This window comes from Comamonas endophytica, from assembly GCF_023634805.2.
Lineage (GTDB): Bacteria > Pseudomonadota > Gammaproteobacteria > Burkholderiales > Burkholderiaceae_C > Comamonas > Comamonas endophytica.
Window position 1 is genome coordinate 2,757,702 of record NZ_CP106881.1, and the last position, 24,880, is coordinate 2,782,581.

21 protein-coding genes are annotated in these 24,880 nt (G+C 67.2%); 17 read left to right on the forward strand and 4 right to left on the reverse strand.

Annotation, left to right across the window (positions count from 1 at the left end; translation table 11 throughout):
* Nucleotides 1-25 precede the first annotated feature (25 nt).
* The 9 genes from M9799_RS12510 to M9799_RS12550 all read left to right on the forward strand — a co-directional run bounded on the left by M9799_RS12510 (nucleotide 26) and on the right by M9799_RS12550 (nucleotide 9,985).
* Nucleotides 26-1,177 carry a BMP family ABC transporter substrate-binding protein gene (locus M9799_RS12510; protein WP_231042003.1) on the forward strand — a complete coding sequence of 384 codons (1,152 nt, stop codon included), beginning with the start codon at nucleotides 26-28 and terminating at the stop codon, nucleotides 1,175-1,177.
* Nucleotides 1,178-1,328: 151 nt separating this feature from the next.
* A complete protein-coding gene (locus M9799_RS12515) occupies nucleotides 1,329-2,486 on the forward strand; it encodes a BMP family ABC transporter substrate-binding protein (RefSeq protein WP_231042004.1) in 1,158 nt (385 codons plus the stop codon).
* 345 nt (nucleotides 2,487-2,831) lie between these two features.
* A complete protein-coding gene (locus tag M9799_RS12520; protein WP_231042005.1) occupies nucleotides 2,832-4,073 on the forward strand; it encodes a hypothetical protein in 1,242 nt (413 codons plus the stop codon).
* Nucleotides 4,074-4,194: 121 nt separating this feature from the next.
* Nucleotides 4,195-5,169, forward strand: coding sequence for an aromatic ring-hydroxylating dioxygenase subunit alpha (locus M9799_RS12525; RefSeq protein WP_231042006.1), 975 nt, complete (start codon nucleotides 4,195-4,197; stop codon nucleotides 5,167-5,169).
* Nucleotides 5,166-6,245, forward strand: a complete 1,080-nt coding sequence (locus tag M9799_RS12530) for an adenosine deaminase (protein WP_231042007.1) — start codon at nucleotides 5,166-5,168, stop codon at nucleotides 6,243-6,245. The genes M9799_RS12525 and M9799_RS12530 overlap by 4 nt, the downstream gene beginning before the upstream one ends.
* Nucleotides 6,246-6,437: 192 nt before the next feature.
* On the forward strand, nucleotides 6,438-7,538 hold the full coding sequence (locus tag M9799_RS12535; protein WP_231042008.1) for a BMP family ABC transporter substrate-binding protein: 1,101 nt from the start codon (nucleotides 6,438-6,440) through the stop codon (nucleotides 7,536-7,538).
* Nucleotides 7,539-7,567: 29 nt separating this feature from the next.
* Nucleotides 7,568-8,851 (forward strand): guanine deaminase, encoded by a 1,284-nt coding sequence (guaD, locus tag M9799_RS12540; protein WP_231042009.1) that lies wholly within the window; start codon nucleotides 7,568-7,570, stop codon nucleotides 8,849-8,851.
* A gap of 87 nt (nucleotides 8,852-8,938) precedes the next feature.
* Nucleotides 8,939-9,505: a dCTP deaminase gene (gene dcd / locus M9799_RS12545; RefSeq protein ID WP_231042010.1), complete on the forward strand. Its 567-nt coding sequence runs from the start codon at nucleotides 8,939-8,941 to the stop codon at nucleotides 9,503-9,505.
* A gap of 144 nt (nucleotides 9,506-9,649) precedes the next feature.
* Nucleotides 9,650-9,985 (forward strand): hypothetical protein, encoded by a 336-nt coding sequence (locus M9799_RS12550; RefSeq protein ID WP_231042011.1) that lies wholly within the window; start codon nucleotides 9,650-9,652, stop codon nucleotides 9,983-9,985.
* Between the two features lie 16 nt (nucleotides 9,986-10,001).
* On the opposite strand, the gene M9799_RS12555 is transcribed toward M9799_RS12550, so the two are convergent.
* Nucleotides 10,002-11,732 carry a sensor domain-containing diguanylate cyclase gene (locus M9799_RS12555; RefSeq protein ID WP_231042012.1) on the reverse strand — a complete coding sequence of 577 codons (1,731 nt, stop codon included), beginning with the start codon at nucleotides 11,730-11,732 and terminating at the stop codon, nucleotides 10,002-10,004.
* A gap of 253 nt (nucleotides 11,733-11,985) precedes the next feature.
* On the opposite strand from M9799_RS12555, the gene ypfJ reads away from it, so the two are divergent.
* Both ypfJ and M9799_RS12565 read left to right on the forward strand, forming a co-directional pair.
* The gene (gene ypfJ / locus M9799_RS12560) at nucleotides 11,986-12,861 is read left to right on the forward strand and encodes a KPN_02809 family neutral zinc metallopeptidase (protein ID WP_231042013.1); all 876 of its coding nucleotides are present in this window, start codon (nucleotides 11,986-11,988) and stop codon (nucleotides 12,859-12,861) included.
* A 112-nt stretch (nucleotides 12,862-12,973) separates the two neighbouring features.
* Nucleotides 12,974-14,401 carry a DEAD/DEAH box helicase gene (locus tag M9799_RS12565; protein WP_231042014.1) on the forward strand — a complete coding sequence of 476 codons (1,428 nt, stop codon included), beginning with the start codon at nucleotides 12,974-12,976 and terminating at the stop codon, nucleotides 14,399-14,401.
* 159 nt (nucleotides 14,402-14,560) lie between these two features.
* Here the strand turns inward: M9799_RS12565 and M9799_RS12570 are convergent, their stop codons facing one another.
* Nucleotides 14,561-15,556, reverse strand: coding sequence for a Bug family tripartite tricarboxylate transporter substrate binding protein (locus tag M9799_RS12570; RefSeq protein ID WP_231042015.1), 996 nt, complete (start codon nucleotides 15,554-15,556; stop codon nucleotides 14,561-14,563).
* A gap of 70 nt (nucleotides 15,557-15,626) precedes the next feature.
* Nucleotides 15,627-17,204, reverse strand: a complete 1,578-nt coding sequence (gene garD, locus M9799_RS12575) for a galactarate dehydratase (RefSeq protein ID WP_231042016.1) — start codon at nucleotides 17,202-17,204, stop codon at nucleotides 15,627-15,629.
* 175 nt (nucleotides 17,205-17,379) lie between these two features.
* Between garD and M9799_RS12580 the strand changes: the two genes are divergently transcribed.
* From M9799_RS12580 to M9799_RS12605, 6 genes are all read left to right on the forward strand, one after another.
* Nucleotides 17,380-18,189: a FadR/GntR family transcriptional regulator gene (locus M9799_RS12580; protein WP_231042017.1), complete on the forward strand. Its 810-nt coding sequence runs from the start codon at nucleotides 17,380-17,382 to the stop codon at nucleotides 18,187-18,189.
* A gap of 123 nt (nucleotides 18,190-18,312) precedes the next feature.
* Nucleotides 18,313-19,290: a Bug family tripartite tricarboxylate transporter substrate binding protein gene (locus M9799_RS12585; RefSeq protein WP_231042018.1), complete on the forward strand. Its 978-nt coding sequence runs from the start codon at nucleotides 18,313-18,315 to the stop codon at nucleotides 19,288-19,290.
* Between the two features lie 41 nt (nucleotides 19,291-19,331).
* Entirely contained in the window at nucleotides 19,332-20,240 is a 909-nt protein-coding gene (kdgD, locus tag M9799_RS12590) for a 5-dehydro-4-deoxyglucarate dehydratase (protein WP_231042019.1), read from the forward strand.
* Nucleotides 20,241-20,345: 105 nt separating this feature from the next.
* Entirely contained in the window at nucleotides 20,346-21,311 is a 966-nt protein-coding gene (locus tag M9799_RS12595; protein WP_231042020.1) for a 2-hydroxyacid dehydrogenase, read from the forward strand.
* 73 nt (nucleotides 21,312-21,384) lie between these two features.
* Nucleotides 21,385-22,473, forward strand: coding sequence for an SMP-30/gluconolactonase/LRE family protein (locus M9799_RS12600; protein ID WP_231042021.1), 1,089 nt, complete (start codon nucleotides 21,385-21,387; stop codon nucleotides 22,471-22,473).
* Nucleotides 22,474-22,500: 27 nt separating this feature from the next.
* Complete coding sequence (locus M9799_RS12605; protein ID WP_231042022.1) at nucleotides 22,501-23,949, forward strand: aldehyde dehydrogenase family protein; 1,449 nt, start codon at nucleotides 22,501-22,503, stop codon at nucleotides 23,947-23,949.
* 64 nt (nucleotides 23,950-24,013) lie between these two features.
* On the opposite strand, the gene M9799_RS12610 is transcribed toward M9799_RS12605, so the two are convergent.
* Nucleotides 24,014-24,859 carry a symmetrical bis(5'-nucleosyl)-tetraphosphatase gene (locus tag M9799_RS12610; protein ID WP_231042023.1) on the reverse strand — a complete coding sequence of 282 codons (846 nt, stop codon included), beginning with the start codon at nucleotides 24,857-24,859 and terminating at the stop codon, nucleotides 24,014-24,016.
* Between the last annotated feature and the right edge of the window lie 21 nt (nucleotides 24,860-24,880).

Genomic DNA, 24,880 nt, shown 5'->3' on the forward strand with positions numbered 1-24,880 from the left:
CATCAAAAACAAACGAGAAACCAGAATGACGAATCTGCACAAACGCTCCCTTCTCAAGGCCGCCGCGCTGTCGGCGGTGGCCCTGGCCGCGCTGGTGGCCTGCGGCAAGAAGGAAGAAGCCGCTGCGCCCGCAGCCGCGCCTGCGCCCGAAGCCGCTGCCGCGGCCGAGCCGCTGAAGATCGGCTTCATGTACGTGAGCCCGGTGGGCGACGGCGGCTGGACCTTCCAGCACGAGAAGGCGCGCCAGGCGCTGCAGGCCGAGTTCGCAGGCAAGATCGAGACCTCGCTGGTCGAGAGCGTGCCCGAGGGCCCGGACGCCGAGCGCGTGCTGCGCGACATGGTCGGCCAGGGCAACAAGCTGGTGTTCGCCACCAGCTTCGGCTACATGGAGCCGGTGCAGAAGGTGGCCGCCGAGGCCAAGGACGTGAAGTTTGAGCATGCCACCGGCTACAAGACCGCGGACAACGTGCGCACCTACGACGCGCGCACCTATGAAGGCGCGTACCTCGCGGGCATCATTGCCGGCGGCATGAGCAAGTCCGGCCAGATCGGCGTCGTGGCCTCGGTGCCGATCCCCGAAGTGCTGCGCAACATCAACAGCTATGTGCTGGGCGCGCAAAGCGTGAACCCGAAGATCACGGCGCGCGTGGTCTGGGTCAACGAATGGTTCAGCCCGCCCAAGGAATCCGAAGCCGCCACGACGCTGATCAACGGCGGCGCGGACGTGCTCTACCAGAACACCAATTCCCCCGCGGTGCTCAAGACCGCCCAGGAGCGCGGCGTGCGCGCTTTCGGCAAGGACTCCGACATGAGCGCCTACGCGCCCAAGGCGCATCTGGCTTCGGCCGAGATCAACTGGCTGCCCTACTATCGCAAGATCACGCAGGACACGCTGGCCGGCACCTGGAGCACGGGCCAGGACTGGTGGGGCGTGAAGGAAGGCGCGATGGACCTGGTGAGCATTGCCGACGACGTGCCGCAGGAGCTCAAGGACAAGGTCGCCGCCGCCAAGGCCGGCCTCAAGGACGGCAGCTTCCACATCTGGAAGGGCCCGCTCAAGGACAACACCGGCAAGCAACTGCTGGCCGAAGGCGCCAACGGCGACCATGCCTTCCTCAGCGGCATCAACTTCTACGTGGCCGGCATCGACGGCACCGTGCCGGGCGCCAACAAGTGATGCGGCGCGGGCACGTTACTTGCTGACACATTCCGTGTAGGGCAAGGGCGTGCCCAGCCATTGGCGCGCCGGATCGCCGGGCCGCCGGAACGCCGGGCCGCCGGATCGCCGGGCCGCCTGATGCCTCCATTGCATTTATCTAGGATGAACCATGACTGATCTGCACAAGCGTTCGATGTTCAAGATGGCGGCACTGACCGCCGTGGCAGCGGCCGCCCTGGCCGGCTGCGGCAAGAAGGAAGAGCCGGCACCGGCTCCTGCCGCCGCTCCCGAAGCCGCGGCACCCGCCAAGGCCGAGCCGCTGAAGATTGCCTTTGCCTATGTCGGCCCCGTGGGCGACGGCGGCTGGTCGTTTGCCCACGACCAGGCGCGCAAGAAGCTGGAGCAGGAATTCGGCGACAGGATCCAGACCAGCTACGTCGAAAGCGTGCCCGAGGGCCCCGACGCCGAACGCGTGCTGCGCGACATGGCCGGCCAGGGCAACAAGCTGATCTTCGGCACCACCTTCGGCTACATGGAGGCGATCCAGAAGATCGCTCCCGACTTCGCCGACGTGAAGTTCGAGCACGCCACCGGCTACAAGACCGCCGCCAACGTGCGCACCTACGACAGCCGCACCTATGAAGGCGCCTACCTGGCGGGCATCATTGCCGGCGCGATGACCAAGAGCAACACGCTGGGCGTGGTCGGTTCGGTGCCGATCCCCGAAGTGCTGCGCAACATCAACAGCTTCACGCTGGGCGCGCAGTCGGTGAACCCGAACATCAAGACCAAGGTGGTCTGGGTCAACGAATGGTTCAGCCCGCCGAAGGAAACCGAAGCCGCGACCTCGCTGATCAACGGCGGCGCCGACGTGCTGTTCCAGAACACCGACTCGCCCGCCGTGCTCAAGACCGCGCAGGAAAAGGGCAAGCGCGCCTTCGGCTGGGATTCGGACATGACCGCCTACGGCCCCAAGGCCCACCTGGGCTCGGCCATCATCAACTGGCAGCCCTACTACAGCAAGGCGGTCAACGAAGCGCTGGCCGGCAACTGGACCACCGGCTCGAGCTGGTGGGGCGTGAAGGAGGGCACCATCGACCTGGTGTCGATTGCCGACGACGTGCCGGCCGAGATCAAGGCCAAGGTCGAACAGGTCAAGGCCGGCCTCAAGAACGGCAGCTTCACGATCTGGAAGGGCCCGATCGCCGGCCAGGACGGCAAGGAACTGCTGGCTGCAGGCACCGCGGCCGACGACAAGTTCCTGTCGGGCGTGAATTTCTACATCAAGGGCGTCGAAGGCAACGTGCCTGGCGGCGACAAGAAGTAAGCGCCGCTGCGGCCTGGCCCTGATTCACATCAGGTCTGCTGCGCCAGCCAAGCCCCGCCATCGCGGGGCTTTTTTTCGCCTGGAAAAAGCGGCGCGATGCAATGCCGCCACAGGATGCCACCCTGGCAAAAAAATCCTGCGAGGTAATGGGAATTCGATTCCGGCGACAGGTATATTCGTAACAAAATAAATCATACCCATGGGAGACACTGTGCGGCTGCTTGCCCCGCAGAAGCCTTGCCCGGGGCGAATTTCCCCGGCCGCCGGCTTCCATGCTGCCTTGCGCAGCGTGAATGTCTGCAGTGCTGGATCCTGATCCATAACCAGCGTGAAAAGCAGAAAAACATGCAGACATCCCTTTCCTCCCGTTTCAGCAAGCTCGCCATTGCCATGGCCTGCACCACCCTGCTGGCCGCCTGCGGCGGCGGCGGCAATGGCGACAGCAACGATACCGGCAGCAATACCGGTGGCAACAACGGCGGCGCCGTCAGCCCCGCTCCCGCCCCCGAACTGTCGGCCGGCCAGATCCTGGAGCAGCAAAAGGCCGGCCTGACCAGCACCGCCAACGCCTACAACCTGGCGCTGTCCATTGGCGACACCTGGCGCCTGGTGCTCGATCCAGCGGCCAAGACCTATACGCTGACCGTGGTCCAGACCGCATTTGCTGCCGGCCAGCTGAGCAACGGCGCAGTGCACACCGGCTTCTACGCGGTGGGAGCCGATGGCGAATTGGGCGCGGCCAACGGCGACTGGGAACTGCTGGTCGACGCCAACACCCAGTCGGTGACCGGCGGAGTGCGCGGTTTCGCGGGCCAGCCCATCGTCATCGGCGGCAAGCCGGTCATTGCCCAGGTCAATGGCACCAGCTATGCGGCGCCCGCCGATCTCAGCCGCTTCAAGGGCACCTATTTCGTGAGCGGCGCCATGCGCAATGCGGGCAATGGCGCCTTCCCCTGGAGCTATGCCGGCCAGCTGCGTGTGGCGGACGACGGCAAGAGCTACCAGCTGTGCGCCAACGGCCTGTTCAACGCGCAAGGCAAATGCAGTGCGGTCGAGCCCAATCAGGAAGTCTCGGAAGGAAGCTTCAACCTGGTCAGCGACCCGGCGACCGGCCTGATCCGCGTGAAGGACAGCACCGGCGGCGACCAGGGCGTCATGACCTTCCAGCTCAACGGCCTGGGCGGCTATACGCTGATCCATGACCGCATCGGACGCAACGAGGAGGGCGTGCTGCGCACCGGCGTGGCATATGCCAGCAGCGCCGTGGCCCTGAAGTCGGGCGACCTCGATGGCAGCTTCAAGTGCAAGAATGCGTTCCAGAGCAGCTGGAGCTCCAGCATCACCATTGCCGGCGGCACCGTCAGGATTGCCGAGGAGAGCCCGAACGGCTACCAGGCTACCGAGAACCTGACCTATAACCAGTTCCGCTCGGCGGCGGGAACGCTGGTCGATTTGCCGGGCATCGTGGAGGCCTCTCCTGCCGGCCGCCCGAATGATGGCGCCATCCTGCACCCCATTTCCCGCAACACGCTGGTGGTCGAACGGGACGACGAGGACGCACAGGCCCTGTGCTCGCGCGCGATCTGAAGCATGCACCGCGCCCGCCAGGGCGTGGCGACCCGTGGGGCTTACCCGTGGGGCTTGTCTGAGCCGTAGGTCGAAAGGGCTGCCATGGGCAGCCCTTTTCGCTGGCGCATACACTCCCGCGATGGAAAAAACACTCTGGCATCCGGTGGCGCTCGCCGAGGCCGTCGTGCATGCGCCACTGGCCGTGCAACTCTTGCAACAGGACCTGGTGCTGTGGCGCGACCAGGCCGGCCAGGTCCACGCCTTCGTGGACCGCTGCCCGCACCGCGGCGCCCGGCTCTCGCTGGGCCGCGTCGAGGCCGACCGGCTTGAATGCCCCTATCACGGCTGGCAGTTCGCGGCCGACGGCCACTGCGAACATGTACCGGCCGTGCCCGATTTCGTTCCCCCGCCCGCGCATTGCGTGCGCAGCTTCGCCGTGCAGGAACTCTACGGCCTGGTCTGGGTGCAGCTCGAGGCCGCGGACGTGGCTGCGCCGCAATTTCCCGCCGAAGGCGACGACCGGCTGCGCAAGCTCAATTGCGGGCCCTACGATGTGGCCGCCAGCGCGCCGCGCATCATCGAGAACTTCCTCGACATGTCGCACTTCGGTTTCGTGCACGAAGGCTGGCTGGGTTCGCGCGACGCCACGGCCATGGAGCGCTACGACGTCGAAGACACGCCGACCGGCGTGCGCGCGACGAACTGCAAGGCGCGTCAGCCGCAGTCGAACCTGCACTCGACGGCCGCCGCCGACGTGCATTACACCTACGAGGTGACCGATCCCTACACCGCGCTGCTGTACAAGCTGCCCGAGGCGGGCACGAGCCGGGAAGGCTGGCATGAATCCATAGGCCTGTTCATCTGCCCGCTCACGCCCGAGACCAGCCGCGTCTGGTTCCGCCTGGCGGTGGCCGACTTCGACACCCCCGACGCGCAATTGCAGGCCTTCCAGCACACCATCTTCACCCAGGACCAGCCGGTGCTCGAGTCGCAGCAGCCCAAATGCCTGCCGCTCGACCCGCGCGCCGAGTTGCACAGCGCGGCCGACCGGCTGTCGTCCGCCTACCGCCGCTACCTCAAGGCGCGCGGCATTTCCTTTGGAGTCTGCCGATGACCCCCGCATTGACCGACACGACCTTGCTGGCCCTGCTGCGCGACATGCCCAAAGCCGAGCTGCACGTGCATATCGAAGGCACGCTCGAGCCCGAACTGATCTTCGCGCTGGCCGAACGCAACCAGATCGAGCTGCCCTATGCCGATGTCGAGGCGCTGCGCCGCGCCTATGCCTTCACCGACCTGCAGAGCTTTCTCGACATCTACTACGCGGGCGCCAGCGTGCTGCTGCACGAGCAGGACTTCTACGACATGGCGCGCGCCTACCTGGCGCGCGCGGTGCGCGACCGGGTGGTGCATGCCGAGATCTTCTTCGACCCGCAGACCCACACCGCGCGCGGCGTGCCGATGGCCTCGGTCATCAACGGCCTGTACCGCGCCTGCCGCGACGCCGAGCGTGACTGGGGCATCTCCTGCGCGCTGATCCTGTGCTTCCTGCGCCACCTGAGCGAGGAGGACGCCTTCCAGACGCTGGCCCAGGCCATGCCGCTGCGCGACCGCTTCATCGGCGTCGGCCTCGACAGCAGCGAGCTGGGCCACCCGCCCGAGAAGTTCGCGCGCGTGTTCGCGCACTGCCGCGAGCTGGGCCTGCATCTCGTCGCCCACGCGGGCGAGGAGGGCCCCGCGGCCTATATCTGGAGCGCGCTCGACACCCTGCAGGTGGAGCGCATCGACCATGGCGTGCAGGCCCAGCACGACGCGGCGCTGATGCAGCGGCTGGCGCGCGAGCGCATCGCGCTCACCGTGTGCCCGCTGTCGAACCAGAAGCTGCAGGTCTTCCCGGACCTGTCCCAGCACAACCTGCCCCGGATGCTCGAGGCGGGGCTGAGGGTCACGGTGAATTCCGACGACCCGGCCTATTTCGGCGGCTACATCAACGACAACTTCGAGCAATTGTTTGCCGTGACCGGAATGGGCCCGGCGCAGGCCTACCGGCTGGCGCGCAACAGCCTGCAGGCCAGCTTCGTCGGCGAGTCGCGCAAGCATGCATGGAGGGAGCAGCTCGATGACTGCTTCGTGCGGCATGGCTTCCAGGATGCGATCGACACCAGCGAGGGGGCGCCCATCCTGCCGTAAACCCCGCGGCCGCACCAAGCCGCGGTCCGCGCTAGAATCCGCACCGCCTGTTCCAGTGCCCGCTGGGACGGGCTTTTGTTTTCAGCGCCGGGTCGACTGGCGCTGAAGGACAACCGGGGGCTTTGCCTTCCGGTACGCCTTGCACGCAGTGAAAAGCGTGGGGCTTTTTTTCGGGTCATGTAGAGGAACACCATGTACAAAAACCTCGCAGCCGCGCTTGCGGCCGCCTGTTTTTTCGCCCCCGTCTTTTCCCAGCCCGCGAAGGCCCAACCAGATGCCGGCAAGCCGCTGTCGGCGGCATTCGTCTATGTCACGCCGGTGCTCGAAGCCGGCTGGACGCACCAGCACGATGCCGGACGCAAGGCCGCCGAGGCCGCACTCGGCAAACAGCTGCAGACCACGGTGGTGGCCGATGTGCCCGAAGGCCCCGATGCCGAGCGCGTGCTGCGCGATCTCGCACGCAGCGGCCACCAGCTGATCTTCACCACCAGCTTCGGCTACATGGAGCCGACGATGCGCGTGGCGCGCGACTTTCCCGGCGTGAAGTTCGAGTCGATCACCGGCTACAAGCGTGCCGACAACGTCGCCACCGCCAATGCGCGCTACTACGAGGGCCGCTACCTGTCGGGCATTGCCGCGGCGCGCATGAGCAAGAGCGGCGTGGCCGGCTACGTCGCGGGCTTTCCCATTCCCGAAGTGCTGCAGGGCATCAACGCGTTCACGCTGGGCATGCGTTCGGTCAACCCTTCGGCCCAGGTCAAGGTGGTCTGGCTCGACACCTGGTTCGATCCCGCCAGGGAGCGCGATGCCGCCATGACGCTGATGAACCAGGGCGCCGATGTGCTGGCCTTCCATTCGGCGACCAACGCGGTGATGGTCGCGGCGCAGGAGCGCGGCAAGTTCGCCGTGGCCTACCACTCCGACATGCGTGCGGTGGCGCCCGATGCGCAGATCCTGGCCGTGACGCACCAGTGGGGCGACTACTACACACGGCGCGCGCGCGCCGTGCGGGACGGCACCTGGACCAGCGGCGATGTCTGGGGCGGCGTGCGCGAAGGCATGATCCGCCTCGAGGCCTTTGGCCGCAAGGTCCCCGCGGCCGTGCAAAAGGAAGTGCTGGCGCAGCAGCAGGCCATGGCCCAGGGCCGCCTGCAGCCCTTTGCCGCAGGGCAGGGCGATGTGCGCGACAACTCCGGCCGCGTCGTGATTGCCAAGGGTACACAGCTCAATGATGCGCAGATCCTGGGCATGAACTGGCTGGTCGAAGGCGTCCAGGGCAACATCAAACATTGATCCGGATCGACTCCATTAGGCTTCACGATATGCAGATCTACCGCAGCGCCCTGTTGCGCTTCACGCCCGAAGGGCAGCCCCTGTATGAAGAAGACGGCCTGCTGGCCGTGGCGCGCACGCCCGACGGCCGCGCGCGCGTGCAGGCCGCAGGCAGCTGGGCCGCGCTGTCGCCGGCCTATGCGGGCCTGCCGGTGCAGCATTGGCCGGGGCGGCTGATCGCGCCGGGCTTCGTGGACCTGCATATCCATTACCCGCAGACCGATGTGATCGGCGCGCCGGCCGACGGCCTGCTGCCCTGGCTCGAGAACTACACCTTCCCGCACGAGCAGCGTTTTGCCGATGCGCAGTACGCCGCCGAAGTCGCCGACTTCTTCATTGCCGAGCTGCTGCGCAACGGCGTGACGACGGCACTCGCCTTTGCCACCAGCCATCCGGCCTCGGTCGATGCGCTGATGGGCGCCGCGCAAAGGGCGCAGATGCGCCTGGTCACCGGCAAGGTGCTGCAGGACCGGCATTCGCCGGACGGCGTGCGCGATGCCACCGAGCAGAGCCTGCTGGACACCGAGGCATTGATCCAGCGCTGGCATGGCGTGGACCGGCTGGGCTACGCCATCACGCCGCGCTTCGCGCCCACCAGCTCCGAGGCCCAGCTGCGCGGCGCAGGGGAGCTGGCCGCGCGCCATCCCGATGTCTGGGTGCAGTCGCATGTGGCGGAAAACCTCGACGAGATCCGCTGGGTGCGCGAGCTGTTTCCGCAGGCGCGCAGCTACCTGTCGGTGTATGACGATTTCGGCCTGCTGCGCGAACGCGCGGTGTACGCGCACTGCATCCACCTCGATGACGCGGACCGCGCGTTGATGCGCGCGCGCGGCGCGGCCGCGGCCATCAGCCCGACCAGCAACCTGTTCCTGGGCAGCGGCTTCTTCGACTATGCCAGCGCGCGGGAAGCCGGCTTTGCCTACGGCCTGGCCAGCGACGTGGGCGCGGGCACGAGCTTCTCGCCGTTCCACACCATGCTGGCCGCCTACACCGTGGGGCGCGAGGGCCAGACCAAGCGCGGCCTGAGCCTGGCGCCCGCCGACCTGTGGTGGCAGCACACGGGCGGCGCAGCAGCCGCCATGGGCCTGGGCGGCGTGGTCGGCAATCTGCTGCCGGGCTGCGAGGCCGATTTCGTGGTGCTCGACCCGGCCGCCACGCCACTGCTCGCGCGCAAAACGCAGGCCGCGCGCAATCTCGACGAACTGCTGTTCGCGATGATCGTGCTGGGCGATGACCGGCTGATCGAGCAGACCGTGATTTCTCAAGCAAAATAGCCCGTTTGCGCTTGGATCTCCAAGCGCGCGGGGCCTGCCGGGCGGGCCCCGTTGCTATCAAAGAAACAGGTATTGGCAGGAGTTCCCATGAGCATCAAGAGCGACAAATGGATTCGTCGCATGGCCGAGAATCACGGCATGATCGAGCCCTTCGAGCCCGGCCAGGTCCGCGAGGCCGATGGCCGCAGGATCATCAGCTACGGCACCAGCAGCTATGGCTACGACATCCGCTGCGCGCCTGAATTCAAGGTCTTCACCAACATCCACAGCACCGTGGTCGACCCGAAGAACTTCGACGAGAAGAGCTTCGTCGATTTCGAGGGCGACAGCTGCATCATCCCGCCCAACAGCTTCGCGCTGGCGCGCACCGTGGAATATTTCCGCATCCCGCGCAACGTGCTGACGATCTGCCTGGGCAAGAGCACGTATGCGCGCTGCGGCATCATCGTCAACGTCACCCCCTTCGAGCCCGAGTGGGAGGGTTACGTGACGCTGGAGTTCTCCAACACCACGCCGCTGCCGGCGCGCATCTATGCCGGCGAGGGCTGCGCGCAGGTGCTGTTCTTCGAGAGCGACGAAGTGTGCGAGGTCAGCTACAAGGACCGCGGCGGCAAGTACCAGGGCCAGAGCGGAGTGACCCTGCCCAGGGCCTGAGCCGGCGCCCTTGCAAACCGCGGCGGTTGGAAGAAATCTGACAGCAGCGAGCGTTTTTCTCCCTCCATGGGCGATCGGACGGCCGGATACCATCCAGGTCAAGGCGGCAGACAGGTGGCTGCGCCTGCATGATCTGGAGGTTCTATGTTTGCGATGTTGAGGATGGCCCTGGGCACGGCAACGGCATCTGTGCCGGTGGCCGAAAGCCACGTGCCAGCACGCGCCGCGGAAAATCCCTGGCGCCTCGATAGCCGCCACAGCGCCTATTGGCCGCAACACGAGCTCGATTCCTTCATGCTGCAGATGGCCGGGCACGGCCACGCGGTGAACTCGGCGATGATGCTGGGCGATATCGGCTACGCGCGCCAGCAGCTCGCCACCGCCATCGCCATCGGCTGCCCCAAGCTGCGTGCGCTGAGCGCGCGCCTGAGCGCCTATTTCGATCACCCTCCTTGCGCCTGCAGCATAGAGACCCACTGAAGCGCCCGCGCCGGCCTCAAGGCTGCGCCAGCGCACGGTTGCGGCCCGCGGTCTTGGCCGCGTAGAGCGCCTCGTCGCTGCGGCGCAGCATCGCACAGGCATCGGCATCGCCAGGCCGCAATGCCGACAACCCGGCACTCACCGTGACGCTTCCCACCGGATCCTGCGGCTGATCCCGTACCGCGCGCACGAGTTCTTCCGCCAGCTGCTGCGCCTGCGCCAGCGTGGTCTCGGGCAGCAGCACGATGAATTCCTCGCCCCCCAGGCGCGCCACCACGTCCGAGGCGCGCAGCCGGCTCCTGAGCTGCTGCGCCAGGCTGCGCAGCACCTGGTCGCCGATCTCGTGGCCATGGGTATCGTTGACCTGCTTGAAATGGTCCACGTCGATGGTGATCACGCTCATCGGGAGACTGCTGCGCTGCGCCAGCGCCAGGGCCTGCGCCAGCCGCGCATCGAAGCCGCGGCGGTTGAGCAGGCCGGTGAGCGGGTCGCTGCTGGCCAGCCGTTCGAGCTCCTGGTTGGCATATCGCAGCTCCAGCGTGCGCTGGCGCACCACCTCCTCCATGGCCTCGTTCATCTCCAGCAGGCGGCGCGTCATGTGGCCCAGCGTGCTGGACAGGCGCTGCACCTCGCGCGTGCTGTGGGTCAGCGGCACGACGGCGCCCGGTGTGCCGGCCTCGATGTGCAGCGCCGCGCGCGACAGGCTGTTGAGGTCTTCGCTGAGCCGGCGCGCGGCCAGCGAGGCGATCAGGGCGGAGAGCAGCGCGGCCACCAGGCCGCCGGCCAATGCCCTGGACACGATGCTGTCCGCCCCGGCAAACGCCGTGGCCGTGGGCTGGCGCACCACCACGTACCAGCCCAGATCGCTGGCCAGATTGCGCGCCGGCAGGCGCGTCACGGCCGTGAGGAACTGTGGCTGCGCATCGGCCCAGTGCGCCAGGCCCGCCAGGCCTGGAACCGTGAGGCTGTCGCGCCCGAGGGCCGGCGGCGGCTCGGTCTCGGGCAGGCGCTGGTCGAGCGCGACGAAGGGCGCGATGCGGCCGCCGGGCGCGTAGATCATCCGCCCCTCGCGATTGAACACGAACAGCTCGATCTGCGCATGGTCGGCATAGGTCGGGCGCAGTCCTTCGAGCGTATCGCGCGCCCAGTCCCAGCTCAGATGCAGGCCCAGCACGCCCACGGTTTCGCCATTGCGCTCGATGGGCGCGGCAAAGTCGAGGAAACGCTGCGCCTCGCCGCTGGGGCTGGGCGCGATGCGTTCGGCCAGCGCCGGGAGCTCGTGGACGTCGCCGACGTACGGATCCTTGATGCCGGCCTGGAACCAGGGGGCGGCGCTCACATCCTGGCCGCTGAACATGTGGTTGGAATCGGTCTGGACGATGCCGTGCACATCGGCCACGCCGATCCAGCGGCTGTAGGGCCGGCTGGTGTGCATGCGCTGCAGCAGCGGAAGCAGGTCCTGCGCGCCCAGGCCCTTGTCCCACAGATCCTGCGACGAGGCCAGCACCTGCACCAGCCGGCTGCGCTCGAACAGTTCCTCCGCCATCACCTTGGCCGCGTTGTGGCCCACCATGTGCAGCGCGGCAGCCGCCTCGTGCTGCGCGCGCAGCTTGAGCAGCTCGCCGAAGGCCAGCGACAGCAGGAGCGCGACCACCGACACCAGGCTGCCGAAGACCACGGCGATCTGCGTGCGCAGGCTCCAGGGACGGCGCGCGGGCACGGGCGGGATGGGCGGCCGGGGTGTCATGCACGGACTCCGGCCACGGGCGCGCATGCCCGGCGGGCCCCGGCCGGGGCCCGTCGATGCAGGGATATCCATGGCAGCGCTGTGCGGCAGGCGTAGCAAGAGGGCATGGGCAGAATGTACACAGGACGAGACCGACATGCTTGTAGGAGCGTGGGCCTCCGCGACGCATTTTTGCTGCGGTTGGCCGCGCAGCGGTCTTGTGCAACGTAATATGCCGTCCATGCGCCGCGCGGTCCGGCGCCAAGGAGCTCTTATGCGCTGGGAAGGCAATCGGGAATCGGAAAACATCGAGGATCGGCGCGGTGGCGAAGGCGGCTCCCCGATCTTCGGCGGCCGCACCATCGGCATCGGCACCATCGTGGTGGCGCTGGTCGGCGGCTGGGTGCTGGGCATCAATCCGCTGACGCTGCTGGGAATGCTCAGCGGCGGTGGCGGCAGCCCGGTGGCGGTGCAGCAGCCGGCCCACGTCGGCAAGCCCCCGGCCGACGACACCATGGCGCGCTTCGTCTCCACGGTGCTGGCCGATACCGAGGACGTGTGGGCGCAGGTGTTCCGCCAGAACGGCGGCAGCTACCAGCAGCCGCGGCTGGTGCTGTTCCGCGGCGCCACACCCACCGCCTGCGGCACGGGCCAGTCCGCAATGGGCCCCTTCTACTGCCCTGCGGACCAGAAGGTCTATATCGACCTGGCCTTCTACCAGACGCTGAAGAACCAGCTGGGCGCGCCGGGCGACTTCGCCCAGGCCTATGTGATCGCGCACGAGGTCGGCCACCATGTGCAACATTTGCTGGGCATCAACGAGAAGGTGGACAGCATGCGCGGGCGCGTCAGCCGCGCCGAGTACAACCAGCTGTCGGTGCGCCTGGAGCTGCAGGCCGACTGCCTGGCAGGCGTCTGGGCCCACCACGCGCAAGACGCGCGCCAGATCCTGGAGCAGGGGGATGTGGAGGAGGCGATGAACGCCGCGGCCCGCATCGGCGACGATGCGCTGCAGCGCGCCTCGGGCGGCGCCGTGGTGCCCGACAGCTTCACGCATGGCACCAGCGCCCAGCGCCAGCGCTGGTTCCAGACCGGCCTGCAGCGCGGCGAACTGCGCGCCTGCGACACCTTCAGCGCGCGCCAGCTCTGAGGCCTGCGCCGCACCGGGCGCGGCATTCTGTCGCGCGGAACCATCGCATGAACCCCTGGAATCAGGGGACAAATAGGTGTGTTTCCCGCTCGGTGCGACAATAGCAGGCTAAATGACAAGTTCTTTTTCCAATCTCTCCCTGTCGGAACCCCTGGCCCGTGCTGTTGCCGAGATGGGCTATGAGTCGATGACGCCCATCCAGGCGCAGGCCATTCCCGTTGTCTTGACCGGCAAGGACGTGATGGGCGCCGCCCAGACCGGCACCGGCAAGACCGCCGCTTTCTCGCTGCCGCTGCTGCAGCGCCTGCTCAAGCACGAAAACAGTTCGACCTCGCCCGCGCGCCATCCGGTGCGCGCCCTGGTGCTGCTGCCCACACGCGAGCTGGCCGACCAGGTGGCCCAGCAGATCGCGCTGTACGCCAAGCACACCAAGCTGCGCAGCACCGTGGTGTTCGGCGGCATGGACATGAAGCCCCAGACCATCGAGCTCAAGAAGGGCGTCGAAGTGCTGGTGGCCACGCCCGGCCGTCTGCTCGACCATATCGAGGCCAAGAACGCGGTCCTCAACCAGGTCGAATACGTGGTGCTGGACGAAGCCGACCGCATGCTGGACATCGGCTTCCTGCCCGACCTGCAGCGCATCCTGTCCTATCTGCCCAAGACCCGCACCACCTTGCTCTTCAGCGCGACCTTCTCGCCCGAGATCAAGCGCCTGGCCGGCAGCTACCTGCAAGACCCGATCACCATCGAGGTCGCGCGGCCCAACGAGACCGCCTCCACCGTGGAGCAGCGCTTCTTCAGCGCCGCCGACGATGACGAGAAGCGCCTGGCCATCCACAAGCTGCTCAAGGAGCGCGGCATCCGCCAGGCCTTCATCTTCTCCAACAGCAAGCTCGGCTGCGCCCGGCTCACGCGCGCGCTCGAGCGCGACGGCCTGCGCGCCACCGCGCTGCATGGCGACAAGAGCCAGGACGAACGCCTGAAGGCGCTCGAGGCCTTCAAGGCGGGCGCCGTCGACCTGCTGGTGTGCACCGACGTCGCGGCGCGCGGCCTGGATATCAAGGACGTGCCGGCCGTGTTTAACTACGACGTGCCCTTCAACGCCGAGGACTACGTGCACCGCATCGGCCGCACCGGCCGCGCCGGCGCCTCGGGCCTGGCGGTCACGCTGGTGTCCTCGCGCGACGCACGCCAGGTCGGCGAGATCGAGAAGCTGATCAAGAAGAAGATCGACGTCGAGGCACTGCAGCTCGACGACGCACGCCCGCGCGGCCGCATGAACGACGGCCGCCGCGCCTGGCGCGGCGAGGGCGACGATGCGGCGCGCGGCGTCGTGGGCCGCTTCGCGCCGTCGCCGCGCTCCGCGCGTCCCGCGCCGCGTCCAGCGGCCGATCCCTTCTTCGACCGCCCCTACGAGCCCAAGGCCAACGCCGCCGCCACCTGGGACGACGCCCGCCAGCCCGCCGCGCGCACGCCTTCGATCAAGCCCAAGCGCAAGCTGGCAGCGCTGTTCCGGGCGCCGGAGATGGCGCAGTCTTGATGTTTCCGATCCGTTCGTCCTGAGCTTGTCGAAGGATGAAGGGCCTGTGCTCAGTTCTGAGAACAGGCCGTCCATGGTTCGACGGGCCCGCCCAGGCAAGCTCACCACGAACGGATAAAAAAAGCGCCTTGCGGCGCTTTTTTCGTTTGTGTGAGATGTTCAACCATCCACCTTCACATTTGCTTCTTTGATCACCGTGGCCCACTTCGCCACTTCCGCCTTCTGGAAGGCCGCGACCTGAGCCGTGGACAGGGTGGATGGCTCCATGCCCATGGTCTTCAGGCGGCCCTGCATGTCGGGCGTGGCCAGGACCTTGGCGATTTCCTGGTGCAGGCGCTGCACGATTGCGTCGGGCGTGCCCGTGGGCGCGAAGATCGCCTGCCAGGAGGTGACCTCGAAATCGCCCAGGCCCTTGAGGCCGGACTCCGCCACGGTGGGCACGTCCTTGAGCGAATCGAGGCGCTGCCTGGAGGTCACGGCCAGCGCGCGCAGCTTGCCGCTGGTGATGTGGGGCGCGGCCACCACGGTGGTGTCGAACATCATGTCGACCTGGCCGCCCATCACGTCCTGGATCGCCGGGCCGCTGCCCTTGTAGGGCACGTGGGTGAACTTGACGCCCGACTTCCAGGCCAGCATCTCCAGCGCCAGATGCTGCGAGGTGCCCGCGCCGGCCGAGGCCGAGGACAGGCCGCCGTTCTTCGCCTGCGAGGCCTCGATCACGTCCTTGAGCGACTTGTAGGGGCTGTTGGCCGGCACGACCAGTACCAGCGGGTTGGTGCCGATCAGCGTGATCGGCGTGAAGGACTTGGTCGGGTCATAGCCCAGCTTCGGATAGAGGCTGATGTTGATCGCATGCGAGCTGATCGTGCCGCCCAGGATGGTGAAGCCATCGGGCTGGGCGCGCGCCGCGAGCTCCGAGCCCACGCTGCCGCCGGCGCCGGCCTTGTTGTCAACGACCACCGTCGTGCCCAGCGCGGGTCCCAGTTGCTGGGCGATCAGACGGCCCAGCTGGTCGGTGGTGCCGCCGGCGGCAAAGGGCACCATGTACGTGATGACCTTGCCTTTGGGCCAGTTGCTCTGCGCCAGCACCGCAGCGGGCAGGCAGGCGAGGGCCACGGGTGCGACCGCGGCCTTGAGTAGTTGTCGGCGTTGCATGTTTCTTGTCTCCTGGGTAATGAATGCCGCCTGTGAATCCAGGCGTGCGGGGTTTGAAAACTTCCGGTATTCAGGTCACAGGCGCGGGATTGAAAAGAACCAGCGCGTTGTGCAGCTTCCACTGCTCGGCCCAGGTCTTGCGGCGGCCGCTGGCCACCTCGAGCATCAGGCGGAACAGCTCCCAGCCCGTCTCCTCGATCGTCGCCTCGCCGTCGGCGATGCGCCCGGCGTTCACATCCATCAGGTCGTGCCAGCGGCGCGCCAGATCGCTGCGCGTCGCCACCTTGATCACGGGGCACGCGGCCAGGCCGTAGGGCGTGCCGCGCCCGGTGGTGAAGACGTGCAGGTTCATGCCGGCCGCCAGCTGCAGCGTGCCGCAGATGAAGTCGGAGGCCGGCGTGGCGGCGTAGGTCAGGCCCTTTTGCTGCAGCTTCTCGCCCGGGGCCAGCACGCCGGTGATCGGTGCGGAACCCGACTTGACGATCGAGCCCATGGCCTTCTCGACGATGTTGGACAGCCCGCCCTTCTTGTTGCCCGGCGTAGTGTTGGCGCTGCGGTCGGCGCGGCCGCGCGCGAGGTAGCTGTCGTACCAGGCCATCTGGTCGATCATGGCCTGCGCGACTTCGGGCGTGCTGGCGCGCGAGGTCAGCTGGTCGATGCCATCGCGCACTTCGGTGACTTCGGAGAACATGACGCTGGCGCCGGCGCGCACCAGCAGGTCGGTGGCGAAGCCCACCGCCGGGTTGGCCGTGACACCGCTGAAGGCATCGCTGCCGCCGCACTGCACACCAACCACCAGCTCGCTGACCGGCACGGTCTCGCGGCGGCGCTGGTTCAGGCGCTGCAGGTGCACGTCGGCCTGGCGCACGATGGAGTCGATCATGCTCATGAAGCCCACATGCTCCTCGGCCTGCAGGCAGACCACGTCGAGCGGGGCATCGGATGCGGGCAGGGCAGGGGCGCCGGCCAGCCGCTGCATCGGCAGCAGTGGGGCCTCGGGCGGCAGCAGGCGCTCGGGCTGCAGCTTCTCGCAGCCCAGGCTCACGACCATGACCTCGTTGCCGAAGTTGGGGTTGCGGCTGATGTTGCGCAGCGTGCGGATGGGAATGATCGCATCCGGCGCGTCGATGGCCACGCCGCAGCCGTAGGCGTGCTCCAGGCCCACGACGTCGTCGACGTTGGGATAGCGCGGCAGCAGTTCCTGCTTGATGCGCTGCACCGCGGTGTCGACGACGCCAGCCACGCATTGGACGGTGGTGGTGATAGCCAGGATGTTGCGCGTGCCCACCGAGCCGTCGGCATTGCAGTAGCCCTCGAAGGTATAGCCTTCGAGCGGTGCCAGCGCGGGCGGCTTCACGGTGGCCATGGGCAGGCCCTCGAGCTCTGGCGCGCCGGGCATGCGCAGCACGCGCTCGTTCACCCAGCTGCCGCGCGGCAGCGCCTGCAGCGCATAGCCGATGACCACGTTGTAGCGCCGCACGGCATCGCCTTGCGCCAGGTCTTCCAGTGCGACCTTGTGGCCCTGCGGGACGTTCTGCACCAGGCGCAGGCCATCGGCGAATTCCGTACCGGCGGGCAGGCCGCCATCGTTGGCCACGATGGCAACATTGTCGGCCGCATGCATGCGGATATAGAGGGGACTGCTCATCGTCTGCTTTCCATCTTCCATCGGGACAGGGCGGGGCGCCGGATCAAGGCAGCCAACCGCCGCAGGGCCCATTGCGTATCGCTGAATTCCGCCCTGGAGGGCAGGAAAACCATCTCACACAATGCGCTTATAAGTGATATGTTGTCGTACAACCTAAAACCATTATCATCAGACCATGAGTACGCCGACATCGGAATTACCCCAATCCGCCGCATCTTTGTTGCCCGCGGACGGGCCTGCACTGCGCAGCAAGGCCAGCCGCGGCAGCCGCAGCCTGGCCAATCTGTTGTCGGAAGAATTCGATCAAAAGATCCGCCAGGGCCTCTTGCACGAGGGAGACAAGCTGCCGACCGAATCGGAACTGGTGCGCAGCTACGACGTCAGCCGCACCGTGGTGCGCGAGGCGCTGTCCAAGCTGCAGGCCGCGGGCCTGGTCGAGACACGCCACGGCATCGGCACCTTCGTGCTGCCCACGCGTCCTGGCCCGGGCCTGCTGCTCGATGCGCACGAGCTCAGCGAGTCGGTGGATGTGCTGGCCGTGCTGGAGCTGCGCATCAGCCTGGAGACCGAAGCCGCCGGCCTGGCGGCGCTGCGCCGCGAGGCACGGCACCTGCAGACCATGCGCGAGGCGCTGCAGGCCTTCGAGCACCATTTCGCGCTCGGCAACGAGACCGTGAGCCAGGACCTGGCATTCCATCTGAGCATTGCGCAGGCCACGGGCAACCGCTACTTCCAGGAAATCCTGCAGCATTTCGGCACCATGCTGATCCCGCGCAACCGCATCGCCTCGATCCACGCGCCGGCGCGCGACCCGGACTACCTGCGCCGCGTCAACCGCGAGCACGAGGAGATCTATGCGGCGATCGAGCGCCAGGACGCGGATTCCGCGCGTGCCGCCATGCGCCTGCACCTGACCAACTCGCGCGAACGCCTGCGCCTGGCGCAGCGTCTGAGCCTGCCTTCCGGGTCCGCCACGTCGGCATAGCAGGAACATTTGCCGCGCCCGGGGCAGGGCCCCATCGACCTCGCGTTTACCCCTAGAAATTTGCAAGTGATTTTTGACAGGTCTAGTTGTATGATGACTGATCACTATACGGAGACACTTCAAATGCTTTCCCGCTCACGTTTTCTGTGCACCGCGCTGGCCCTGGCTGGCGCCACCCTGGTTTCCGCCCCCGCGTTGGCGAATGATGCCTGGCCCAGCAAACCCATCCGCCTGGTGGTTCCCTACCCTCCAGGTGGCAGCTCCGACATCATTGCCCGCTCCATCGGCCAGCTGATCTCGCAGGAGCTCAAGCAGACCGTCGTGATCGAGAACAAGCCCGGCGCCAACGGCAACCTGGGCGCGGAATTCGTGGCCCGTGCCCAGCCCGACGGCTACACCTGGATGCTGGCCGACCTGGGTGCGCTGGCCATCTCGCCCTCCGTCTACACCAAGCTGAGTTTCGATCCCTCCAAGGACCTGCGCGGCGCGGCCATGCTGGCCTATTCGCCCCACATGCTGGTGGTGCACCCCGGCGTGAAGGCCAGCAACCTGAAGGAACTGGTCGAGCTGTCGAAGAAGGAAGATCTGAATTTCGCCGTCACGGCCACCGGCAGCGCGCCCCACCTGGCCGGTGTCGAGCTGGCCCGCGTCACGGGTGCCAAGTGGGTCTACGTGCCCTACAAGGGCGGCGTGCAGTCGGTGCAGGACACCGTGGCCGGCCAGACCCAGGTGCTGATGAACGGCATGCTGGCCACCTACCCGCACGTGCAGAGCGGCAAGCTCAAGCTGCTGGGCATCTCCAAGGAAACGCGCATGCCGCTGATCGCCGACGTGCCGACGCTGGCCGAGCAGGGCGCCAAGGGCTTTGCCTCGGGCACCTGGCAGGGCGTGGTGGTGCCGGCGAAGACGCCCGAGGCCATCGTCCAGCGCGTGAACAAGGCGCTGGTGAGCGCCATCCGCTCGCCCGACGTGCGTGCCCGCCTCACGGCCCAGGGCGCCGAGCTGGTGACGATGACGCCCGCCGAAACCGACAAGTTCTTCAACGCCGAGCGCGCGCGCTGGCGCACCGTGGTGCAGACCTCCAATCTGCAGCTGGACTGACGTCCATTTCTTTCGATACTGTTTTCTCCCTAAGGATTGCCATGAGCCCCCAAGAAGTCAAAAGCGTGATGAGTTCCGGTCTGTTGTCGTTCCCTGTGACCGACTTCGACAGCCAGGGCGACTTCAACCCCAAAGGCTATGCCGAGCGCCTCGAATGGCTCGCGCCCTACGGCGCCAGCGCGCTGTTCGCGGCCGGCGGCACCGGTGAGTTCTTCTCGCTGACGGCTGACGAGTATCCCCAGATCATCAAGACCGCGGTGGATACCTGCAAGGGCAAGGTGCCGATCATTGCCGGCGCCGGCGGCCCGACGCGTTTTGCGATCCAGTGCGCCCAGGAAGCCGAGCGGGCCGGCGCCCATGGCATCCTGCTGCTGCCCCATTACCTGACCGAAGCCAGCCAGGAAGGCCTGGCCGCCCACGTCGAGGCGGTGTGCAAGAGCGTCAAGTTCGGCGTGATCATCTACAACCGCGGCCAGAGCCGTTTCACGCCCGAAACCGTGGCCAAGCTGTGCGAGCGCAACCCGAACCTGGTGGGTTTCAAGGACGGCGTGGGCGACATCGAAGCCATGTCCTCCATGTACCTGACCATGGGCGACCGCCTGGCCTATCTGGGCGGCCTGCCCACGGCCGAAGTCTACGCGGCAGCCTACAAGGCGCTGGGCACTCCGGTGTACTCGTCGGCCGTGTTCAACTTCATCCCCAAGACCGCCATCCGCTTCTATGAAGCGGTGCGCACCGACGACCACGCCACGCAGCACGAGCTGCTCAAGTCCTTCTTCATGCCCTACCTGGAGATCCGCAACCGCAGCGCCGGCTACGCGGTGTCGATCGTCAAGGCGGGTGCGAAGATCGTCGGCCACGATGCAGGCCCGGTGCGCGCACCGCTGCCCGAACTCAAGGCCGACGAGATCGAAGCGCTGGCCGCGCTGATCAAGAAGGTCGAGCAGTAAGCTCTTCCCGACGGGGCTGAAATGGCCCCGGTGGCCGGAACGCCTGCAGGAAGCTCCTGCGGGCGCCCGGCTCTTTTTTCATCCAGATTCCCAGGATTTTTCGGCATGGCATCTTCCCGACCCCGCGTTCTCCAGTACGGCAAGATGCCGCTGCCCCAGCTCGATGCCGATCTGGCGCAGGCCTATGAAGTGCAGATCCTCTCCGAGCAAGCCGATCCCGGGCGCTTCCTCGCGGAGCAGGGCGCGCAGTTCGAGTACCTGGTGACGACGGCCGCCATGGGCCTGCCGGCGCGCGTGGTCGATGCGCTGCCGAACCTGAAGTTCGTCAGCAGTTTTGGCGTGGGCTTCGATGCGCTGGACAAGGACGCGCTGCTGCGCCGCGGCGCGCGCGTGGGCTACACGCCCGGCGTGCTCGACGACTGCGTGGCCGACATGGCCTGGGCGCTGCTGCTGGACAGCGCGCGCGGGCTCAGCGCCGCGGACCGTTTCGTGCGCCGCGGCGAATGGAGCCAGCGGCGCTTCGGCATCACCACCCGTGTATCGGGCAAGCGCCTGGGCATCTTCGGCATGGGCCGCATCGGCAGCGCCGTGGCGCGCCGCGGCGCGGGCTTCGACATGGAAGTCGCGTATCACAATCGCCGCCCGGTCGAAGGCTCGCCCCATCTGTACCAGGAATCGCTGCTGGAGCTCGCGCGCTGGAGCGACTTCCTGGTCATCACCGCGGCCGGTGGCGAAAACACGCGCCATCTGGTAAACGATGAAGTGCTCGATGCGCTGGGCCCGCAGGGCTTCCTGGTCAATGTGGCGCGCGGCAGCGTGGTCGACGAGGCGGCGCTGGTCGAAGCGCTGCAAAGCGGCCGCATCGCGGGCGCGGGCCTGGATGTGTTCGAGGACGAACCCCGGCCGCACGCCGATCTGCTGGCGCTGGAAAACGCCGTGCTGGCGCCGCATGTGGCCAGCGGCACGCACGAGACCCGCCGCGCGATGGCCGATCTGGTGCTGGAAAATCTGCAGCAATTCATTGCCACCGGCCGCCCGGCGGTGGAAGTGCCCTGGTCCGCGGCGCGCTGAGCGCCTGTCCCGCGGCGACTGCAGTGCCGGTGCGCTGCGCCCGCGCCATTTCACTAGACCTCAGGAGATTGCCATGAACCGCCGCAAGCTGTTGAAAACCTTCAGCGCCACCGCCCTGGGTGCCTGGGGCGCCGCCGCAGGAGCCCAGTCCTTCGGCTTCGTGCCGCAGCAGCGCTACCCCGATCCGTCGGTCTTCATTCTCGATCCGAGCTTTGCCAAGTACCGCATCTACAGCAGCACCGTCGAGCAGCTCGGCACGGGCATGCGCTGGGCCGAGGGCCCGGCGTACTTCCCGGAAACCGGCACGCTGATCCTGAGCGACATCCCCAACAACCGGCTGATGAAGTACGAGGAGAAGACCGGCCGGTTTTCCGTGCACAAGGAAAATGCCAACTACGCCAACGGCAACGCGCGCGACCGCCAGGGCCGGCTGATCACCTGCGAGCATTCGGTGACGCGCCGCGTGGTGCGCACCGAGCGCGACGGCAGCACCACGGTGCTGGCCGACAGCTACCAGGGCAAGCGCCTGAATGCGCCCAATGACGTGGTGGTGAAGTCGGACGACAGCATCTGGTTCACCGATCCGCTGTTCGGCATCAATGGCGAATGGGAAGGCGCGCGCGCCACGCCCGAGCAGGCCGGCACCTATGTCTACCGCATCGGCAGGGACGGCCAGATCAGCGCCGTGGTGACCGATCTGGTCAACCCCAACGGCCTGGCGTTCTCTCCCGACGAGAAGAAGCTGTATGTGGTCGAGTGGAAGGGCAATCCCAACCGCGGCGTATGGAGCTTCGACGTTTCGGCCGATGGCACCAGCCTGTCGAACAAGACCCGGCTGATCGATGCCGATGGCCCGGGCGCGTTCGATGGCCTGCGCGTCGACCGCGATGGCAATCTGTGGTGCGGATGGGGCTTCAGCGGCGCCTTCAGCCCCGAGGCGAGCGACATCGGCGGCGGCATGCGCGCCCATCTGCCGCTGGGCAAGTCCGAGGAGATGGACGGCGTGAAAGTCTTCAACCCTCAGGGCAAGCCGATCGGCTTCATCCGCCTGCCCGAGCGCTGCGCCAATCTGGAATTCGGCGGCCCCAAGCGCAACCGCCTCTATATGGCCAGCAGCCATTCGCTGTACGCCTTGTATGTCGAAGCCCATGGCGCGGCATGAATCCCTTTTTTTCGAGGAACCTTAGAAATGACCCAATTCGACAATCTCATCAACGGCCAGTGGACTGCCGGCAAGAGCTACAGCCCCAACACCAACCCCAGCGACCTGTCCGACGTGGTGGGCGAGTACGCCCAGGGCGATGCCTCCGACGTCAATGCCGCAGTGGCCGCCGCCGCCGCCGCCTTCCCGGCCTGGAGCACCTCGGGCATCCAGGCGCGCCATGATGCGCTCGACAAGATCGGCAACGAGATCCTGGCGCGCAAGGAAGAGCTGGGCGACCTGCTGGCACGCGAGGAAGGCAAGACCCGCCCCGAAGCCATCGGCGAAGTCGGCCGCGCGGGCCAGATCTTCAAGTTCTTTGCCGGCGAATGCCTGCGCCTGGCCGGCGAGACGCTGCCTTCGGTGCGCCCGGGCATCGGCGTCGAGATCACGCGCGAGCCCATCGGTGTCGTCGGCCTGATCACGCCCTGGAACTTCCCCATTGCCATTCCCGCCTGGAAGATCGCGCCGGCCCTGGCCTTCGGCAACTGCGTGGTGCTCAAGCCCGCCGACCTGGTGCCGGGCAGCGCCTGGGCGCTGGCCGACATCATCCACCGCAGCGGCATCCCCGCCGGCGTGTTCAACCTGGTCATGGGGCGCGGGCGCGTGATCGGCGAGGCGCTGGTCAACCACGAGGATGTGGCGGCCATCAGCTTCACCGGCTCGGTGGGCGTGGGCAAGGGCATTGCCGCGGCCTGCGTGGCCAGCGGCAAGAAGGTGCAGCTCGAGATGGGCGGCAAGAACCCGCAGGTGGTGCTCGATGACGCCGATCTGAACCAGGCCGTCGAGCTGTCGGCGCAAAGCTGCTTCTACTCCACCGGCCAGCGCTGCACGGCCTCGAGCCGCCTGATCGTCACGGACAAGATCTACCCGGCTTTCATCGAGGCGCTGCAGGCGCGCATGGCAAAGATCAAGGTCGGCGATGCGCGCGCCGCGGGCACCGACATCGGCCCTGTGGTCAGCCAGGCGCAGCTCGAGCAGGATCTGAGCTATGTGGAGATCGCCAAGGCCGAAGGCGCGGTGCTGGCCGCCGGCGGCGCGCGCATCGCCTGCCACACCGGCAGCGCCAAGGACGGCTATTTCATGCAGCCGGCGCTGTTCGTGGATTCGACGGCCGGCATGCGCATCAACCGCGAGGAAGTGTTCGGCCCCGTGGCCAGCGTGATCCGCGTGCGCGACTATGAAGAGGCGCTGGCCGTGGCCAACGACACGCCCTTCGGCCTGGCCGCCGGCATTGCCACCACCAGCCTCAAGCACGCCACGCATTTCAAGCGCCACAGCCAAGCCGGCATGGTCATGGTCAACCTGCCCACGGCGGGGGTCGACTACCACGTGCCCTTCGGCGGCCGCAAGGGCTCGAGCTACGGCCCGCGCGAGCAGGGCCGCTATGCGCAGGAGTTCTACACGACCGTGAAGACCGCCTACACGCTGGCCTGATCCAGCCCGCGTTTCAACCAGCTTCTCTTTGCACCGGGCCCTGGCCCGGTTTTTTTATGCTTGTCTATTTGGTCGGCTGTTGCTGCTCGCAATGCACCTGGATGAGTTCGCGCTCGGCCAGAGAATCGCCAAAGCGCATCGCGCTCAGGCACCCGCCCCAGACGCAACCGGTGTCCAGCCCGATCAGGTCGTGCCGTGCCACCAGCCCCTGCGTGGACCAATGGCCGAAGGCAATCGGCGTGTCTGCGGTACGCCGCCCCTGCAGGTCGTACCAGGGCAGCAGGCCCGCGGATGCCTCGCTGGCGCTGTCGCTGCTGTCGAAATCCATGCGCCCTTCGGGCGTGCAAAAGCGCATGCGCGTGAGCGCATTGACGATGACGCGCAGGCGGTCGGCGCCCTCCAGGCCATCGCTCCAGGCCGCGGGGGCATTGCCGTACATCGTCGCGAGGAAGGAGGGCAGGTCGTCGCTGCGCAACGCCGCCTCGACCTCGCTGGCCAGCGCCAGGGTCTGGTCCACATCCCATGCCGGCAGCACGCCCGCATGCACCATCAGCAGCCGCTCGCCGGCGGCCGTGGTGTGCAGGCGCGCCAGCGGCTGGCGGCGCAGCCAGTCCAGCAGCGCGGCGCGGTCCGGGGCCTGGAGGATGCCTTGCAGGGTGTCGCGCTTGCCCGGCGGGCGCACCCCATGGGCGGCGGCCAGCAGGTGCAGGTCATGGTTGCCCAGCAGCGGGCGCACCGCATCGCCCAGCGCGATGCAGCGGCGCAGCACCTGCAGTGATTGCGGGCCGCGGTTGACCAGATCGCCCAGCAGATAGAGGGTATCGCGGCTGGGCGAGAAATCCACTTCCTCGATCAGGCGGCCAAGGGCTTCGTCGCAACCCTGGATGTCGCCGATACAGTACATTGACATGATGTTCTTTCTGTTTATAGA